This is a genomic window from Micromonospora sp. NPDC049004, assembly GCF_040649315.1.
Classification (GTDB): domain Bacteria; phylum Actinomycetota; class Actinomycetes; order Mycobacteriales; family Micromonosporaceae; genus Micromonospora.
Genome location: NZ_JBEZFG010000011.1, coordinates 181,344 through 199,058, shown reverse-complemented (window position 1 = coordinate 199,058; position 17,715 = coordinate 181,344). Strand labels below are relative to the sequence as shown.

Here is a 17,715-nt window from a genome sequence, read left to right as displayed (position 1 = left end):
CGCGCCGTCCGCCGGGGCGGCCCGGGGCGGGTCGCGTGCCGGGTCGGTCCCGCCATCGGGTTAGTCTGCGGGTTCACCCAGGTCCGCGCAGCCGGCGACGGTACGGCGGCCACCGGACGAGGATCGAGTAGGTGTATCTCAAGAGCCTGACGGTGAAGGGCTTCAAATCCTTCGCCTCCGCGACGACGTTGAAGCTGGAGCCCGGGATCACCTGTGTGGTGGGCCCGAACGGCTCCGGCAAGTCCAACGTCGTCGACGCCATCGCCTGGGTGCTCGGCGAGCAGGGCGCCAAGGCGCTGCGCGGCGGCAAGATGGAGGACGTCATCTTCGCCGGCACCGCCGGCCGTGCGCCGCTGGGCCGGGCCGAGGTCACCCTCACCATCGACAACACCGACGGCGCGCTGCCCATCGAGTACACCGAGGTCTCCATCACCCGCCGGATGTTCCGCTCGGGCGAGAGCGAGTACGAGATCAACGGCAACTCGTGCCGCCTGCTCGACATCCAGGAGCTGCTGTCCGACTCCGGCATCGGCCGGGAGATGCACATCATCGTCGGTCAGGGCCGGCTCGACGGCATGCTGCACGCCAAGCCGGAGGACCGCCGGTCGTTCATCGAGGAGGCGGCAGGCGTCCTCAAGCACCGCAAGCGCAAGGAAAAGGCGCTGCGCAAGCTCGACGCGATGCAGGTGAACCTCAACCGCCTGACCGACCTCACGGCCGAGCTGCGCCGCCAGCTCAAGCCGCTGGGCCGGCAGGCGGAGGTGGCCCGGCGTGCCGCCGCCATCCAGGCCAACCTGCGCGACGCCCGGTTGCGACTGCTCGCCGACGACCTGGCCACGCTGCGGACCACCCTGGACCGGGAGATCGCCGACGAGACGGCGTTGCGGGAGCGACGCGAGCAGATCGAGGGCGAGCACACCGAGGTGCAGGGCCGCCTCGGCGAGTTGGAGGCCGCCCTCGCCGAGGACGCGCCGCTGCTCGCCGCCGCGCAGGACACCTGGTACAAGCTCTCCGCCCTGCAGGAACGCTTCCGCTCGATCGAGCAACTGGCCCGGGAGCGGCTGCGGCACCTCAGCGCCACCGGCGACGACGAGCGGCCCGGCCGCGACCCGGACCAGCTGGAGGCCGAGGCCGAACGGGTCCGCGAGCAGGAGGAGGAGCTGCGCGCGGCGCTCACCGACGACCAGATCCGGCTGGCCGAGGCGGTCGAGCACCGTCAGGAGCTGGAACGGCAGCTCGCCGCCGCCGAGCGGGAGCTGGTGGCCGCCGCCAAGGCCATCGCCGACCGGCGCGAGGGCATGGCCCGGCTCACCGGCCAGGTCAACTCGGCACGGGCCCGGACCACGAGCGCCGGCGAGGAGATCGAACGCCTCGCCGTCGCGCACGCCGACGCGCTGGGCCGCGCCGAGCAGGCGCAGGCCGACCTGGACGCGGTTGCCGCGCAGTCCACCGAGGCGGACCGGGACAACGCCGACCTGGACGCCCGGCACGCCGAGGCGGTCGCCGTCCAGGACCGGGCACAGGCGACCGTCCGGTCGCTGACCGACGCCGAGCGGGGCGCCGAGAAGGACGCCGCCACCTGGAAGGCCCGCGAGGAGGCGCTCGCCCTCGGTCTGCGGCGCAAGGACGGCGCGGGAGCGCTGCTCGCCCGCGCGGGGGACGTACCGGGCCTGCTGGGTAGTCTCGCCGGGCTGCTCACCGTCGCGCCGGGGCACGAGGCAGCGCTGGCCGCCGCACTCGGTGGGCTCGCCGACGCGGTCGCCGTCAGCGGGGTGGACGAGGCCGTCGAGGCGATGCGCCTGCTGAAGATCTCCGACGCCGGCCGGGCCGGCCTGCTGGTCGGCAGCCCGGCGGGGCCCGGCATGACCGGCTCGGCCGACGCGCTGCGTCCGAAGCTGCCCGACGGCGCCCGTTGGGCACCCGACCTCGTCGAGTGCGCCGACGAGCTGCGCCCCGCCGTGCACCGGGCGCTGCGCGACGTGGCGCTGGTCGACGATCTCGCCGCCGCGGCCGAGCTGGTCGCCGGCAACGCCGAGCTGCGGGCCGTCACCCCCGACGGGGACGTGGTCGGGGCGTACGCGGCGGCCGGCGGGTCGGCCAAGGCCCCCAGCTACATCGAGGTGCAGGCAGCCGTCGAGGAGGCCCGCACCAATCGGCTCGCCGCCGAACAGGCCGGTGCCGAACTGCGCGACCAGCTCGTCGAGGCGCGTGCCGAGGTGGCCGCCGCCAAGGAGGCCGTGCAGCACGCCGCCGCCGAAAAGCGCGAGGCGGAGAGCCACCGCAACGCCGCCGCCCGCCGGCTCGCCGAGCTGGGCGCGGCCGCCCGCTCGGCCAAGGCGGAGACCGACCGGCTGGGCGAATCCCGGGCCCGTGCCGAGGCGGCCCGGCAGCGGGACCTCGCCACGCTCGACGAGCTGGAGGAACGGCTACGGCTGGCCGAGGAGACCCCGGTCGACGCCGAGCCCTCCACCGAGGAGCGGGACCAGCTCGCCGCCATGGTGCCGCAGGCCCGGCAGAACGAGATGGAGGTCCGGCTCGCCGTGCGTACCGCCGAGGAGCGGGTCTCCTCGATCGCCGGCCGGGCCGACTCCCTCGCCCGGCAGGCCACCGCGGAGCGGGCCGCCCGCGAACGCGCCGCGGCCCGGCGGGCCGCGCGCACCCGGGGCGCGGGCATCGCCCGGGCCGTCGCCGGCGGCGCCCGGGAGGCGCTCACCCGGCTCACCACGTCGATCGCAGTGGCCGAGGAGCACCGCGACGCCGTCGCGCGGGAGCGCGCCGCCCGCGAGGCCGAGCTCCAGGAGGTACGCGGGGCAGCCAAGCGGCTCGGCGCGGAGCTGGAGCGGCTGACCAGCCAGGTGCACCGCGACGAGGTGGCCCGCGCGGAGCAGCGCCTGCGCATCGAGCAGTTGGAGGCGAAGGCCGCCGAGGACTTCGGACTGGACGTGGAGACGCTGGTCGCCGAGTACGGCCCCGCCCAGCCGGTGCCGCCCACCCAGGCCGATGTGGCCCTCGCCGAGCGGGACGGTCTGCCGGTGCCCGAGCCGGTGCGCTACGAGCGACCGGTGCAGGAGAAGCGGGCCGCCAAGGCGGAACGCGAACTGGCCCTGCTCGGCAAGGTCAACCCGCTGGCGCTGGAGGAGTTCGCCGCGCTGGAGGAGCGCTTCAAGTTCCTCTCCGAGCAGTTGGAGGACCTCAAGGCCACCCGGCGGGACCTGCTGACCGTCGTGAAGGACGTGGACGAGCGGATCCTGGAGGTCTTCGCCAGCGCGTTCGAGGACACGGCCCGGGAGTTCGAGCAGGTGTTCACGGTGCTCTTCCCCGGCGGCGAGGGTCGGCTGATCCTCACCGACCCCGAGGACCTGCTCACCACCGGCGTCGAGGTCGAGGCCCGACCGCCGGGTAAGAAGATCAAGCGCCTGTCGCTGCTCTCCGGTGGCGAGCGGTCGCTGACCGCGGTGGCCATGCTGGTGGCGATCTTCCGCGCCCGGCCCAGCCCGTTCTACATCATGGACGAGGTGGAGGCGGCCCTGGACGACGTGAACCTGGGCCGGCTGATCACGTTGCTGGCACAGTTGCGGGAGAAGAGCCAGCTGATCGTCATCACGCACCAGAAGCGGACGATGGAGATCGCCGACGCGCTCTACGGCGTGACCATGCGCAGCGGGGTCACCCAGGTGATCAGTCAACGGCTCAACCGGGCCGACGAGAACGAGCAGCGGCCCGGCCGCGGCGAGGAGAACGGGTAGTGGCTCGGGAACGCGCGACGGCGCTCCTGCTGGACTTCGACGGCGTACTGCGCCGGTGGGACCCGGCGGTGGCCGCCGGTGTCGAGCGGGAGTACGGCCTCTCCGAGGGGGTGCTCGGCGACATCGCCATGCAGTGGGGGCGGCTCCAGCCGGTGCTCACCGGCCAGGTCAGTCACGCCGCGTGGGTGAGCAGCGTGGCGGACGCCCTGACCGAGTCGGTGGGCAGTCCGGAACGGGCCCGTGCCGCGGTCCAGCAGTGGCAGAGCTACCGGGGAGAGGTCGACCAGGAGGTGCTGGCGTTCGTCCGGGAGGTCCGCGCGGCGGGCGTCCGGGTGGGGCTGGGCACCAACGCCACCGACCTGCTCGACACCGACCTCGCCGCGCTCGGCCTGGTCGGCGAGCTGGACGTGGTGGTCAACTCCTCCACGCTCGGGGTGCACAAGCCGACGCCGGAGTACTTCCAGGCCGCCTGCCAGGCGCTGGCCACCCCGCCGGCCCGGGTGCTCTTCGTCGACGACGAGGACTGGGCCGTGCGGGGCGCCCGGTCCGCCGGGCTGTCGGCGCACCGCTGGGGCGGTCACGCCGACCTGCGCTACCTGCGGGCCGCGCTCGCGTACTGAGCCGGGTGGGTCACCCGAGCATCTGCTCGAGCCGGGCTCCGAGTCGCCCTTGAGCGTCGGCGTCACTACGTCGAGGTGTGCGCTTCACCGGTGACCACCCGCCTCAGCAGGTTGACGGTGGCCCGGGCCAGTCGCGGGTCGGCGAGCGCACGAGTCCAGCCCAGCGAGCCAGCGGCGAACACCCAGGCCCCGGACGTGGTCCGGTAGAGCTGGCTCTGCTGCCGCTGGGGTGCGCCGTCGCGCCGGAAGGGTGATTCGGCCAGCAGAGTGCGTTCCGCCGCCGGGGGCTCGGCGAAGCCGGGCATGCACTGGTCGGCCTCGCCCCACACGACCTCGGGAATCAGGTCGCCGTCCCGGACGCCCGTGCCCGCCCAGAACCAGTGTCGGCTGCCGCGGACCACCAGCGGGGCGTAGCCGTCCACCACGCTGACGTACTGCGCCCCGATGAACTGCTGCTCCGCGTGGCCCGCCGACCGCCACATGATGCCGAGCGGTAGCGGGCCGGACGCCGGCGTCTTCTCCTTGGCGCACCGGACCAAGCGGTCGTCGTGATCGTCCGCGCCGTAACCGATCCGCCAGTAGCAGTTGTTGGCGCCGAGGAAGACCAGGCTGGTGCCGCCGTCGCGGGCCGTGACGACCGCCTCGCGCATAGGTGTCGACCAGTACTCGTCGTGTCCCGGGAAGACGACCGCCCGGTGACGGGCCGGGTCCACCCGCCCGGTGTGCAGGTCCTCGCTGGTGGCGTATGCCACGTCGATTCCCTGACCTTCCACCCACTGAACGAACCCGATGTCGTGGTCGGCGAGCGCCGGGACGCCGTTGCCGGCGTACGGCCGGTCGTGGCTGACCGCCCGGGCCCGGTGCTTCGTGGTGATCTGCCCCGCGCTGTCGAAGCCGTAGTAGAGGCTGGCCCCCGTCCGCCCGTCCTCCGGCCAGCAGTTGTACGCCTGCCAGGTGCTGGTGGGCAGGACAACGAGAGCACCGCGGGCGTGCCCAGGGTCGCGTACCACGAACGGGATCCACTGGTGATGGCCGGTGGCGCTGGCGAGCAGTGCCAGGTAGAGCCCGCTCGTCCAGTCCGGTGCCACGGTCGGTCGCCACTGCGTGCGCCACCCGCATCGCACCGCGCCGGTCGCTGGGTCGACCGTCGGTGCGGCCTGGGGATACCCGTCCAGCCACGGGCTGACCGCCACCTGCCGGGCTCCGCGACCGTCGTAGTGGCCGACCCGGAAGATGGTGATCCGGTACCGCTGAGGTCGGGCGGCCGAGACCTGGAACCGCAGTTCCTCGCCGGGCGCGACGCTGGTCGCGTGGACGTAGCCGGCGATCTCGCCGCCCCTGTCCGTCGCGAACCGGTGCCCGGTCAGGCGGAATCCGCTGGCGCCCGGCCGGGCGTTCTCCACGACGACTGGCGGCGACCCGGTGGCGCGCAGCAGCGGGGTGGCCGGGCCCGGGCCGGTCGGATCGCCCACGTAGTTGGGGTCGACACGCGGGGCGGTGGCGGCCGGCGGGCGGACCTGACAGCCCGAGTCCAGTATCACCGCCCCGACCGCCCCGAGAATGCCCAGCGTCGCTCTCCGGGTGTGCCTGATCTCGCTTCTGCCAACCATGGTCCCGCTCCCCGTGTATGCGGCCCGGTGATCCGCGCCGCGGCCGTAGAGGGGGCGTCGGTGGCGGGAACGGATCTGGCCACAACCCGTTCGGCAGGATGACGATTCAGGTCTGCGGCGCGTTGCAGAAGATCGTCAATGATGGAGGATCGGCGCCGGCGGGCAGCCGTTCGGTGGGCGTTGTCCGCCGAACGGGTTCACTCGCCGGTGGTGCCGTCGATGCGTTCCCGGATCAGGTCGGCGTGGCCGTTGTGCCGGGCGTACTCCTCGATCATGTGCACGTACACCCAGCGCAGGTTGAAGGTGCGCTTCTTCCCGCTGACCTCGACGAAGGTTTCGTCCAGGGAGCGGCCGGCCGCGGCCTCGCGGGCCAGCGCCACCTCCCGGTGGAAGGTGGCGAAGTCCGCCTCGGCGTCCGCGGCGCTGACGTCGTGGTCGGCGTCCGGCGTCTCCGGCGTGAAGTACGGGTAGTCGACAGGCTGGCCGGCGAAGTTCTCCCGGAACCACCAGGCCTCCACCTCGGCGAGGTGCCGGACCAGGCCGAGCAGGGTCAGGCCGGAGGGTTGCACGCTCGGCGTGCGCAACTGCTCCCCGGTCAGGCCGGCGCACTTGAGCAGCAGCGTCTGCCGGTGGTAGTCGAGCCAGCCGTCGAGCATGGTGCGCTCGTCGCCGACGTACGGTTCGGGTGTCCGGGTGATCTCCGGTGCGGTCCACGTCATGGCGGGCATCCTGCCCGGCACCCCTGACGGTCCGCGACGGGTTAATCAGGGCACCACGACGACGGGCCAGTGACCCTTGCGGACCAGCCGGGTGGCGACCGAGCCGACCAGCCGGTGACCGGCCTGCTCGGACGCCCCCACGACCACCATGTCGGCCTGGAACTCGTCGGCCGCCGCGCACAGCTCGGCGAACGCGTCGCCGCGCCGGCACAGGAAGGTCACCGGGATGCCCAACTGCTCGGCCCCACGCCGGCACTCGCGGCGCAGCTCGTCAGCCAACTCGTCGTAGGTGCGCTGGACCGCGCCGGCGTCCATGCCGGGCACCAGCGCGGTGAGCCCGCTCGCCGAGCTGACGAAGACCACCACCAGGGCGGCGCCCTGCCGGCGGGCCAGCCCGGCGGCGTAGGCGCCGGCCCGCGCGGAGGTGCGGGTGCCGTCCACCCCCACCATGACCACCCGCGGGCCGTCCGTGCCCCGTTCGAAGGGCAGCGGGCTGATCCGAGGGCCGTACTCCTCGCGGTCCGGCGCTCCCACGCTCATGGTTCTACCTCACCTCTGCTCGCCGGTCCGGACCGCACCGGAGACGAGGTTCGATTCCCCGTCGGCCGCAGCGGAAACCGGGCTGCCGTTGTGCTGCCGCAGCGGCACTTCCTTGATGAAACTCACGGCGATCAGCACGATCAGCGCGAAGGGAGCGGCGGCCAGGAAGATGTCGCCGGCGCCGTGGCCGTACGCGCCCTCCACCACCGCGCGCAGCGGACCGGGCAGGGTGTGCACGTCGGGCAGGGTACCGCCGCTGCCGGAGCTGGACGCCCGGATGCCGAGCTGGGACAGCCCGTCTGCGGTGTAGTCCTTGACCTTGTGGGCGAGCACCGCGCCGAGGGCCGAGACGCCGATCGCGCCGCCCAGACTGCGGAAGAACGCCACCACCGAGCTGGCGGCACCCAGCTCGTGCGGGCCGACGGTGTTCTGCACGGCGAGGACGAGGTTCTGCATGGTCAGGCCCAGGCCGACGCCGATGAGCACCATGTAGACGCTGAGCAGGGTGAAGCTGGTGTCCGCGCGCAGCGTGCCCATGAGCGCGAAGCCGACGGTGAGCAGCGCCGAGCCGAGCACCAGGAACCGCTTCCAGCGGCCGGTCCTCGTGATGATGCGTCCACCCACCGTCGAGGCGACCAGCAGGCCGAGGATCATCGGCAGGGTCATCAGGCCGGACATGGTCGGGCTCTCGCCCCGGCTGATCTGGAAGTACTGGCCGAGGAAGATCGACGCGCCGAACATGCCCACGCCCACCGCGATGCTGGCGACGACGGCGAGGCTGATCGTGCGGTTGCGGAACAGCCGCGGCGGGATCATCGGCTCGGCTGCCCGGGTCTCGACCCGGACGGCGAGCGCGCCGAGGAGCAGAGCGCCGAGGACCATGACGACTGTCTGCCAGGAGGCCCAGGCGAACTGGTCGCCGGCGAGGGAGACCCAGATCAGCAGCACCGACACGGCCGCGGTGATCAGGGTGGCGCCCCACCAGTCGATCTGCGCCTTGCGCTTGACCACCGGCAGTTTCAGGGTCTTCTGGAGTACGACCAGCGCGGCGATGGCGAACGGCACGCCGACGTAGAAGCACCAGCGCCAGCCGAGCCACGAGGTGTCGACGATGACGCCGCCGATCAGCGGTCCGCCGATGGTGCCGACGGCCATCACGGCGCCGAGGTAGCCGCTGTAGCGGCCCCGCTCGCGCGGCGCGATCATCGTCGCCATGATCACCTGGGCCAGGGCGGTGAGGCCGCCGGCGCCGACGCCCTGGAGCACCCGGCACGCGATCAGTTCGCCGGTGCCCTGCGCGGCGCCGGCCAGCACCGAGCCGAGGACGTAGATCGCCAGGGAGAGCTGGACAAGTGTCTTCTTACTGGTCAGGTCGGCGAGTTTGCCCCAGATGGGGGTGGTCGCGGTCGTCGCGAGCAGAGCCGACGTGACCACCCAGGTGTACGCGGACTGGCCGCCGTGCAACTCGGTGATGATGCGCGGCAGCGCGTTCGAGACGACCGTGGAGGAGAGAATCGCTACGAACATGCCCAGCAGCAGGCCGGAGAGAGCCTCCAGGATCTGCCGGTGGGTCATGTCGACGGCGGGCGCCCGTGACGCTGTCGCCTGGCTCATCGTTTACTGCCTCCGAGCGGAGTAGAGATGGTGGGCGGGCCGCAGGGCGGTCCCCGCCTGGGAGTTGCCTGAGGCAACCGTACGTTTGGTTGCCTCAAGCAACAACTGGGCGGACGGCGACCGCATTCCCCGTTTTCGGAGATCATCTCCAGGATTCGTTGAACCGGCCGAGCAGGCGGGCGAACTCCTCGACGTCCCGCGCCGGCCAGTCGTCCAGAGCACGCAGGAACTCGCCCAGGCGGGCGGACCGGGCGACGTCGAACCGGCGCTGGCCCTCCTCGGTGAGGCTGATCTGCGCCGCCCGCCGGTCAGTCGGGTCGGGGTCGCGGTGCACCAGACCGAGCGCCTCCAGCCCGTTGATCTGCCGGCTCAGCGTCCCCTTGCCCACGCCGAGTCGCGCCGCCAGCTCGGTCAACCGGATCGATCCACTGCGCCGTAACCAGAGCAGCAGCCCGTACGTGTTCGGTTCGAGGGTCGGGTGCACCTCCCGGGCGATTTCCCACGAAACCGCCCGTCCCCGGCGCAGCAACGCGGTCAGCTCGTGCTCGACAGCCCGGATCGGCTCCGGCAGGTGCTCGTCCACGGGGAAGAGAGTACGGCGAGGCCCGGTCAGTCGTCGCCGGAGAGGCGGCGGCTCATCACCTGACGCAGGTGCCCGTCGCTCGTGGTGCCCTCGATCATCACCTCGGCCCGCCGACCCCGGTGGGTAAGGGTGGCGACGGCATTGCCGAAGTACGGACCGGCCAGCTTGCGCCAGCGCACCCCCGGGCGTCGGACACCCGCCGAGCGGGCCAGCGCCCGCGTGGCGCCCGCCGGCCCGGACGACCAACCCAGCCGCATCAGCGGACGGATGCCGGCCGGCACCTGGTTGTGGATCGGTGAGCAGGTGAGCTGGTGCACCGGGGTCACCACCGCGGGATCGGCGAACCGGGCCCGGGCCACGTACGAGTGGTGCACGTCACCGGAGAGCACGCTGATCGACGCCGGTGGGGCGTACGCCGGCCCGGCGCCGACCCGGGCGCCGGACTGTCTCGGGGTGCCGGTGCCGATCCGGGCGAACGTCTCCCCGAGGGCCTCGAACGAACGCCGGAACGCCGCCCAGTGCTCCAGGTCGAGGGCCCGGCGCAGCTTCTCGGCCCCGCGGGCCACCCACGGCCGGCGCGAGTCGGCCAGCTTCTCGTTCCACGCCTCGATGTGATGGATGCCCTGGGGCAGCAGCCAGGGCAGCGAGGCGCCCACCACCAGGTGGTCGTAGACGCCGTGCGCCTGGTCGAGGAACCACGACCACTCACCCGGCGGCAGCATCGCCCGGCTGCCCGGCTCGAGCACCCGGCTGCACCTGTTGTCGAGCATGACCAGCCGGGTGCGCCCCAGGTCGATCGCGTAACTCCACTGGTACTGCACGGCACGCCAGCGCTCGGTGTCGTGCGCCAGGTCGGACTCCTGGTCGACCCGGTACCCGAACTCGCGCAGCACGCCGGTGGCGTCCTCCGCGGCGGCGACCTTGGCGAAGAGCGGGTCGGCGGCGATCTCGTCCGGGGAGAGGTTGCCCAGGTGCTGGTAGACCCAGTACGAGGCCAGCCCGCTGCCGATCCGCTCGGCCCACCACGGCTGCTCGCGCATCTCGGCACGCCACGACGCGGAGGTGTTCCAGTCGTCGATGATCTCGTGGTCGTCGAAGATCATCACGCTCGGCACTGTGGAGAGCAGCCAGCGGATCTCCGGATCGCGCCACGACTCCAGATACAGCTTGGTGTACTCGTCGAAGCTCACCACCTGGTCGGCCGGAGCGCCCTTGGGCCGCCGCCGGCGCCGGCGCAGCAGCCGGCGCACGGTCGGCGAGGTCTCGTCGGCGTACACCTGGTCGCCGAGGAGGACCAGCAGGTCGGGCAGCGGGTTCGACTCCGGGTCGGCCATCAGCCGCCGGGCGTACGCGTCCAGGGCGTCCGGCGGGAGCTTGCGGGTGGTGGCGTGCTGGGTGGTCTCCCGACACGAACCGAAGATCAGACTGACCGGCTGGTCCCGGTCGTCGACCGCCCGGGTGCGGATCACGCTGGGCGGAAAGCCGCTGCTCTCCACCGGCCAGACCAGCTCGTCGTCGACCAGCACCTCGTAGGTCGTCGCGCTGTCCGGGGTGAGCCCCTCCACCACGACGAGGGCGTAGTGGTGGTCGTACGCCGAGAAGGTGGGTGCGGTGCCGGTGGCGCCGTCGGCCGTGCGGACGGTGACCACGGCGGGCGCGGCGGTCTCCACCCAGATCGTCGCCCGGGTGTCGACCACTCGCCGCAGAAGTGGGCCGATCAGGAGGTGTGCGGCGGGCATGCGGCGAGCCTACCGCCGGTTCGGGAGACCGGCCGGGTGCGGTGGCTGGGACGCCGCCGCCGGCATCTGACAGGATTCCGGCATGGCCGAATATCTCGTCCTCGCTCTGGTCCTGCTCGGTGTGCTGATCGCCGGCACAGTCGGGCTGGTCGTGCCGCGCTTGCGGCGGCGGCCCGAGCCCCCGCTTCCGCGCACCGAGGTCGACACCCGTGCCGAGGAGGATCTCGCCGGCCCGCCGGTCGAGGCACCGGAGTCCGATCTGTCCACCGGTGTCCTGGTCGAGCCCCCACCGGTCATCGAGGCGCCCGCCCCGACCGTGGAGGTGCCCGAGCCGACCGCCGGCCGCCTGGTCCGGCTCCGCTCGCGGCTGTCGCGTTCGCAGAACGTCTTCGGCAAGGGCCTGCTCGGCCTGCTCGCCCGCGACCACCTCGACGAGGACGTCTGGGAGGAGATCGAGGACAGCCTGATCACCGCCGACGTCGGCGTCGACGCGACCCGCGACATCGTCGACCGGCTGCGCGAGCAGACCCGCGTGCTGGGCACCCGCTCGGCCGGTGAGCTGCGCGCGCTGCTCGCCGCCGAGCTGGTCAACGCCCTCGACCCCAGCATGGACCGTTCGCTGCGCACCGCCCCGAAGGACGGCGTGCCGGCGGTCGTGCTGGTCGTCGGCGTCAACGGCGCCGGCAAGACCACCACCTGCGGCAAGATCGCCCGGGTGCTGGTCGCCGACGGCCGGACCGTGCTGCTGGGCGCCGCCGACACCTTCCGGGCCGCCGCCGCCGACCAGCTGCAGACCTGGGGCGAACGGGTCGGTGCCGAGACCGTCCGCGGCCCGGAGGCGGCCGACCCGGCCAGCGTGGCGTTCGACGCGGTCCGCCGGGGTATCGACACCGGCGTGGACACCGTGCTCATCGACACCGCCGGCCGCCTGCAGAACAAGATCGGCCTGATGGACGAGCTGGGCAAGGTCAAGCGCGTGGTGGAGAAGCAGGGGCCCATCGACGAGACGCTGCTCATCCTCGACGCCACGACCGGCCAGAACGGTCTGGAGCAGGCCCGGGTCTTCACCGAGGTCGTCAACGTGACAGGTGTGGTGCTGACCAAGCTCGACGGCACCGCGAAGGGCGGCATCGTGATCGCCGTGCAGCGCAAGCTCGGCATCCCGGTCAAGCTCGTCGGCCTCGGTGAGGGCAAGGACGATCTCGCTCCGTTCGACCCGGCGCAGTTCGTCGACGCGCTGCTGGGCACCGAGCCGGCCGCACGGGACGCGTAGTCTCGGGTGACCACTGACGATCGCGCGTACGCGGGCTGGCGCGACCCCGGCCACCCTTCGCAGCGCCTCGGGAGACCGTACGTGACTTCGCAGGAGATCCCGCTGCACGGCGGCAACGTGAGCACCGTCGTCCGGGTCGGTGACACGGTCCGTCGCAACGCCGGGCCGTGGACCCCGTCCGTGCACGCCCTGCTGCGCCACCTGGAGTACGTCGGGTTCACCGGCGCACCCCGGGCGCTCGGGATGGACGAGCGCAACCGGGAGGTGCTGTCGTACCTGGAGGGGGAGTGCGGGGAATACCCCCTCGCCCCGCACTGGGTGACCGACGAGGCGCTGGTCACCGTCGCGACCATGCTGCGGATGTTCCACGACGCGCAGTACGGCTTCGCCCCGCCGCCGGGGGCGGTCTGGCGCTCGTTCGGGCCGCCGCCGCCGGACACCGAGGTGATCTGCCACCACGACGCCGCCCCGCACAACGTCATCTGGCGGCCCGACGGCACGCTCGGGCTGATCGACTTCGACCTCGCCTCGCCCGGCGCCCGCATCTACGACGTGGCGTACGCCGCCTGGACGTGGGTGCCGATCTTCGCCGACCGGGACTCGATCACCCTGGGCTGGAAGCATCCCGACCGGCCGCGCCGGCTGCGCCTCTTCGCCGACGCGTACGGGTTGATCCCGCGCGACAGGCACCGGCTGATCCGCACCATCCGCAAGCGGATCGTCGACCACGTCGAGGGCATCCGCCGGATGGCCGCCGCCGGTGAGCCGGCGTTCGTGCGGATCGTGCACAAGGGCCACCTGCGGCGGCCGATGCGCGACCTGCGGCTGCTCGACTACGAGCGGCACGCCCTGGAGAACGCCCTCCGCTGAGCGCGCTGCCGGCCGATGCTCGGCCGGGCTTCTCAAGCGCACCGGTCGATGCCGCTGACCGGTCAGCCATCGACGCTCGACGTCCGGTCGATCCACCTTCGTCCATGCTGCTGACTGTGCGGAGTTCGTGACACGTCCGAAACAACCCGTCACGAAACGGAAACCCGCACGGGACCCTGGGTGAAACAGCCGGCCGCGAGGCTTCCGCGCAACCGGCCTACGGGCGACGCTGCCCCGGAAAGCCGCGAAGGAGGACTTCACCTTTAGGAGGCCAGCGTGCCTGAAGCACCGACGATCGACGGCGCCAATACCACGTGGCTGCTGGTTTCGACCGCGCTCGTGCTGCTCATGACCCCCGGACTGGCGCTGTTCTACGGCGGCCTCAACCGGGCCAAGGGCGTACTCAACATGATGATGATGAGCTTCTCCGCTATCGGGCTCATCTCTGTTCTGTGGTGGTTCTACGGCTTCAGCGTCGCCTTCGGGACCGACGTGAACGGCTTCTGGGGTGACCCGGGCGCGTACCTCGGCACCAAGACGTTCCTCGCCGAGACCGACCTGTGGGGCGCCACGACGGAAAACCCCAGCGGCATCGGGATTCCGCTCTACGTGTTCATGGCCTTCCAGATGGTCTTCGCGGTGATCACCGTCGCGCTGATCAGCGGCGCCATCGCCGACCGGGCCAAGTTCGCAGGCTGGCTGCTGTTCGCGTTCGGCTGGGCCACGCTCGTCTACTTCCCGGTCGCCCACTGGGTGTGGGGCGGCGGCATCATCGGCGGTGACATCCACGCGCTGGACTTCGCCGGTGGCACCGCGGTGCACATCAACGCCGGTGCGGCGGCCCTGGCCGTGGCGCTGGTGCTCGGCAAGCGGCTCGGCTGGCCCCGCGAGGGCATGAAGCCGCACAACATCCCGCTGGTCGCGCTCGGCGCCGGTCTGCTGTGGTTCGGGTGGTTCGGGTTCAACGCCGGCTCGGAGCTGACCGTCGACTCGGTCGCCGGTCTCGCCTTCATCAACACCCAGCTCGCCACCGCCGCCGCGGTGCTCGGCTGGATCGCTGTCGAGTGGGTCAAGGACCGCAAGCCGACAATGGTCGGCGCGTCGTCCGGCGCGGTCGCCGGCCTGGTCGCGATCACCCCGGCCTGTGGTTTCATCGCCCCGTGGGCGTCCGTCCTGCTCGGCATCGTCGCCGGGATCGTGTGCGCGCTCGCGGTCAGCCTCAAGTACCGGCTCGGCTACGACGACTCCCTCGACGTGGTCGGCGTGCACTTCGTCGGTGGCTGGATCGGCTCGCTCTGGCTCGGCCTGTTCGCCACCAACTCGGTCAACGCCGCGATCAGCGACGTGGTGGGCGCCTCCGACGGCCTGTTCTACGGCGGCGGCGCGACCCAGCTCGGTCGGCAGGCCCTCGCCGGCCTGATCGTCACCGCCTGGTCGTTCGGCATCGCCTGGGTGCTCGCCTTCGTCATCGAGAAGACGATCGGCTTCCGCGTCAAGGGTGAGGCCGAGGTCGAGGGCATCGACATCGCCGAGCACGCCGAGAGCAGCTACGACCTGTCCCCGGCCGGCGGCGGCACGGGTAGCGCGTTCGCGATGGCCGGCATCGGCACCCCTGGTGGCGCGGCGCCGAGCGGCGCCGCGCCGGAGGCGGAGTCCACCGAGCCGGTCAGCGCCAAGGTCGCCGGTTAACGTTCCTTAGATGGAGGGGTTGGACATGAAGCTGGTGACCGCGGTCATCAAGCCGTACCAGCTGGACGCGGTGAAGGAGGCTCTGCACGCCCTGGGCGTGGCCGGGCTGACCGTCAGCGAGGTTCAGGGGTACGGACGGCAGAAGGGGCACACCGAGGTCTACCGGGGTGCCGAGTACACGGTCGAGTTCCTGCCCAAGATCCGGGTCGAGGTGCTCACCGACGAGATCGACGTGGAAAAGATCGTGGACGCCATCGTCGGCGCCGCCCGTACGGGCAAGATCGGCGACGGCAAGGTGTGGGTCACCGGTGTCGAGGAGGTCGTCCGGGTGCGTACCGGCGAGCGCGGCCTCGACGCCCTCTGATCCGGGCCACGACGACATGACCTCGTTGATCAGGAAGAACGCGTCAGGGCACGCCGGGAACGGCGACGCGAACCTCTTGATCAACGAGGTCGTCGGCGTACCCGGGGGGATCGGGGAGCCCGCCCGCCGGGCGCGCGCGGGCGCGTACGACGAGTTTCTGCGCGGGTTGCTGCCCGCGCGCGACGGGGTCGCGCTGATGGCCGTCGGGGGTCTGGGGCGGCGGCAGTGCGCCCCCTACGGCGACCTCGACCTGGTGCTGCTGCACGCCGGGGTGCCCGGCACGGACGAGCTGGCGGCCTCGGTCTGGTACCCGATCTGGGACGCCGGCCTGCGCCTGGACCACTCCGTGCGGACCGTCTCCGAGGCGCTGTCGGTGGCCCAGGACGACGTCAAGGTCGCCCTCGGGCTGCTCGACGCCCGCCTGGTGGTCGGCGACCAGGCGCTCGCCGACGCCCTGATCCGCACCGCCGCCGACCACTGGCGGCGTACCGCCGTCCGCCAGCTGCCGGGCCTGCGGGAGGTCACCGCCGCCCGCTGGCAGGCGCACGGCGAGCTGGCCTTCCTCCTCGAAGGCGACCTGAAGGAGGCCGCCGGCGGGCTGCGCGACGTGGGGCTGCTGCGCGCCATCTCCGCCGCCGGGATCACCGACGCGCTGCGCCCCGCCGTCCGCGCCGCCCACCTGCGCCTGCTGGACACCCGCGACGCGCTGCACCAGCAGGTCGGTCGTCGGGTCGACCGGTTGGTCGCCCAGGAACGCGACGGCGTCGCCGCGCTGCTCGCCCTGGAGGACGGCGACGCCCTCCTGCGTCGGGTGGCCGGGGACGCCCGCACGGTCAGCCACGCTCTCGACGACGCCTTCCGCGCCGCCGACCGGCTGCGCTCCGGCCGCTCCCGGGGCGGGAACGGCGCTCCCGTGCGCCGGCCGGTGGCCCGGGACGTGGTCGAGCACGACGGCGAGCTGGTGCTGGCCCGGACGGCGATCGGCGCGCGCCCCGACCCGAGCCTGTCGCTGCGGGTGGCCGCCGCGGCGGCCACCACCCGGTTGCCGATCGCGCGGGCCACCTGCGAGTGGCTGGCGGCGTACTGCCCCCCGCTGCCCGCGCCCTGGCCGCCCGAGGCCCGGGCCGCGCTGACCACGCTGCTGGGCGCCGGTCCCGGCCTGGTGCCGGCCTGGGAGACCTGCGACAGGTACGGGCTGGTGGACGGCTGGCTGCCCGAGTGGACCAGGCTGCGCAGCCTGCCCCAGCACAACCCGGTGCACCGCTACACCCTGGACCGGCATCTCGTGCAGGCCGCCCACGAGGCCAGCCGGCACGCCCGCGAGGTGGACCGCCCCGACCTGCTGCTGCTCGGCGCCCTGCTGCACGACATCGGCAAGGGCCTGCCCGGTGACCACAGCACCGTCGGGGTGCCGCTCGCCGAGACGGTGGCGACCCGGGTCGGGCTGCCGGCCGCGGAGGTCGAGCTGATCGGCACGCTGGTCCGGCTGCACCTGCTCCTGCCCGACGTGGCCACCCGCCGGGACCTCGCCGACCCGGTCACGATCGCGTCGGTAGCCGAGGCGGTGGGCGACACCGGCACGCTCGACCTGCTGCACGCGCTGGTCCGCGCGGACGCCGCGGCCACCGGCCCGGCCGCCTGGTCGGACTGGAAGGGACGACTGGTCGCCGAACTGGTCGCCCGCGTCCGCACCGCCCTGGACACCGGCGTGCTGCCCGAGCCACCCGCGCCGGATCCGGCGCTGCTGGCCGGGCCGTTGCCGGTCGTGCACCTCACCGGGGACCGGGTGGCGGTGGCCGCCGCCGACCGGCGCGGACTGCTCGCCACGGTGGCCGGCTGCCTCGCCCTGCACCGACTGGAGGTGCTCTCCGCCGACGCCTCGGTGGTCGACGGCCGGGCCCTGGTCGAGTGCCGCGTGCAACCCCGCTACGGCCTGCCGGCCGATCCGGTCCCGCTGCGCGCCGACCTGCGCCGGGCGGTCGCCGGCGACGTGTCCGTCACCCAACGGCTGCGCGGCCGTGCGCTCGCCGCCCGGGGCAGCGGCGCCGCTCCCCGGGTCGTCTGGCACCGCGAGGCCGCCACCGACGCCGTGCTGCTCGAACTGCGCGCGGCCGACGCCGCCGGGCTGCTCTACCGGGTCGCCTGCGCTCTCGACGAGGCGGGAGCCCTGGTCCGCGCCGCGCGCATCTCCACCCTCGGCGCGGACGTGGTCGACGCCTTCTACCTGGTGGGTGGCTGGCCCGACGACGCCACCCGGGCCCGCCTGGAGGCCGCCGTCCTCGCCGCCGTCTGAGGGGACGGGTACGCCCCGGGGCGTAGCGACGGTGCCGCTCGTGGACGCACGTCAG

General features: G+C 72.9%; 13 protein-coding genes. 7 read left to right on the top strand and 6 right to left on the bottom strand.

The features are described from left to right. Nucleotides 1–131: 131 nt before the first annotated feature. Both smc and AB0B97_RS28850 read left to right on the top strand, forming a co-directional pair. Nucleotides 132–3,746: a chromosome segregation protein SMC gene (gene smc / locus AB0B97_RS28855; RefSeq protein WP_357498069.1), complete on the top strand. Its 3,615-nt coding sequence runs from the start codon at nt 132–134 to the stop codon at nt 3,744–3,746. After that, nucleotides 3,746–4,366, top strand: coding sequence for an HAD-IA family hydrolase (locus AB0B97_RS28850; RefSeq protein ID WP_234590090.1), 621 nt, complete (start codon nt 3,746–3,748; stop codon nt 4,364–4,366). Before smc ends, AB0B97_RS28850 begins: the two co-directional genes overlap by 1 nt. A 65-nt stretch (nt 4,367–4,431) precedes the next feature. On the opposite strand, the gene AB0B97_RS28845 is transcribed toward AB0B97_RS28850, so the two are convergent. The 6 genes from AB0B97_RS28845 to AB0B97_RS28820 form a co-directional block, all read right to left on the bottom strand. Then, a complete protein-coding gene (locus tag AB0B97_RS28845) occupies nt 4,432–5,976 on the bottom strand; it encodes a N,N-dimethylformamidase beta subunit family domain-containing protein (protein WP_357498067.1) in 1,545 nt (514 codons plus the stop codon). 197 nt (nt 5,977–6,173) lie between these two features. After that, entirely contained in the window at nt 6,174–6,695 is a 522-nt protein-coding gene (locus AB0B97_RS28840; protein WP_234590094.1) for a DinB family protein, read from the bottom strand. Between the two features lie 45 nt (nt 6,696–6,740). Further along, entirely contained in the window at nt 6,741–7,235 is a 495-nt protein-coding gene (locus AB0B97_RS28835; protein WP_234590097.1) for a universal stress protein, read from the bottom strand. Between the two features lie 9 nt (nt 7,236–7,244). After that, entirely contained in the window at nt 7,245–8,849 is a 1,605-nt protein-coding gene (locus AB0B97_RS28830) for an MDR family MFS transporter (protein WP_357498064.1), read from the bottom strand. Nucleotides 8,850–8,991: 142 nt separating this feature from the next. Beyond that, the gene (locus tag AB0B97_RS28825; RefSeq protein WP_357498062.1) at nt 8,992–9,432 is read right to left on the bottom strand and encodes a MarR family transcriptional regulator; all 441 of its coding nucleotides are present in this window, start codon (nt 9,430–9,432) and stop codon (nt 8,992–8,994) included. 26 nt (nt 9,433–9,458) lie between these two features. Further along, entirely contained in the window at nt 9,459–11,171 is a 1,713-nt protein-coding gene (locus AB0B97_RS28820; RefSeq protein WP_357498060.1) for an alkaline phosphatase D family protein, read from the bottom strand. Nucleotides 11,172–11,253: 82 nt separating this feature from the next. On the opposite strand from AB0B97_RS28820, the gene ftsY reads away from it, so the two are divergent. The 5 genes from ftsY (at nt 11,254) to AB0B97_RS28795 (ending at nt 17,660) form a co-directional block, all read left to right on the top strand. Then, entirely contained in the window at nt 11,254–12,444 is a 1,191-nt protein-coding gene (gene ftsY / locus AB0B97_RS28815; RefSeq protein ID WP_357498058.1) for a signal recognition particle-docking protein FtsY, read from the top strand. A 6-nt stretch (nt 12,445–12,450) separates the two neighbouring features. Continuing rightward, on the top strand, nt 12,451–13,314 hold the full coding sequence (locus AB0B97_RS28810) for an aminoglycoside phosphotransferase family protein (protein ID WP_234590129.1): 864 nt from the start codon (nt 12,451–12,453) through the stop codon (nt 13,312–13,314). A gap of 276 nt (nt 13,315–13,590) precedes the next feature. Continuing rightward, nucleotides 13,591–15,003, top strand: a complete 1,413-nt coding sequence (locus AB0B97_RS28805; protein WP_357498055.1) for an ammonium transporter — start codon at nt 13,591–13,593, stop codon at nt 15,001–15,003. Nucleotides 15,004–15,028: 25 nt separating this feature from the next. After that, entirely contained in the window at nt 15,029–15,367 is a 339-nt protein-coding gene (locus AB0B97_RS28800) for a P-II family nitrogen regulator (protein ID WP_007456507.1), read from the top strand. A gap of 16 nt (nt 15,368–15,383) precedes the next feature. Next, nucleotides 15,384–17,660, top strand: coding sequence for a [protein-PII] uridylyltransferase (locus AB0B97_RS28795; RefSeq protein WP_357498053.1), 2,277 nt, complete (start codon nt 15,384–15,386; stop codon nt 17,658–17,660). The last annotated feature ends 55 nt before the right edge of the window (nt 17,661–17,715 follow it).

Bases quoted from the DNA above. Each gene is read 5' to 3' on its own strand.
- AB0B97_RS28845 (WP_357498067.1), bottom strand. From the start codon at position 5,976: ATGGTTGGCAGAAGCGAGATCAGGCACACCCGGAGAGCGACGCTGGGC.
- AB0B97_RS28840 (WP_234590094.1), bottom strand. From the start codon at position 6,695: ATGACGTGGACCGCACCGGAGATCACCCGGACACCCGAACCGTACGTC.
- AB0B97_RS28835 (WP_234590097.1), bottom strand. From the start codon at position 7,235: ATGAGCGTGGGAGCGCCGGACCGCGAGGAGTACGGCCCTCGGATCAGC.
- AB0B97_RS28830 (WP_357498064.1), bottom strand. From the start codon at position 8,849: ATGAGCCAGGCGACAGCGTCACGGGCGCCCGCCGTCGACATGACCCAC.
- AB0B97_RS28820 (WP_357498060.1), bottom strand. From the start codon at position 11,171: ATGCCCGCCGCACACCTCCTGATCGGCCCACTTCTGCGGCGAGTGGTC.
- ftsY (WP_357498058.1), top strand. From the start codon at position 11,254: ATGGCCGAATATCTCGTCCTCGCTCTGGTCCTGCTCGGTGTGCTGATC.
- AB0B97_RS28800 (WP_007456507.1), top strand. From the start codon at position 15,029: ATGAAGCTGGTGACCGCGGTCATCAAGCCGTACCAGCTGGACGCGGTG.
- AB0B97_RS28795 (WP_357498053.1), top strand. From the start codon at position 15,384: ATGACCTCGTTGATCAGGAAGAACGCGTCAGGGCACGCCGGGAACGGC.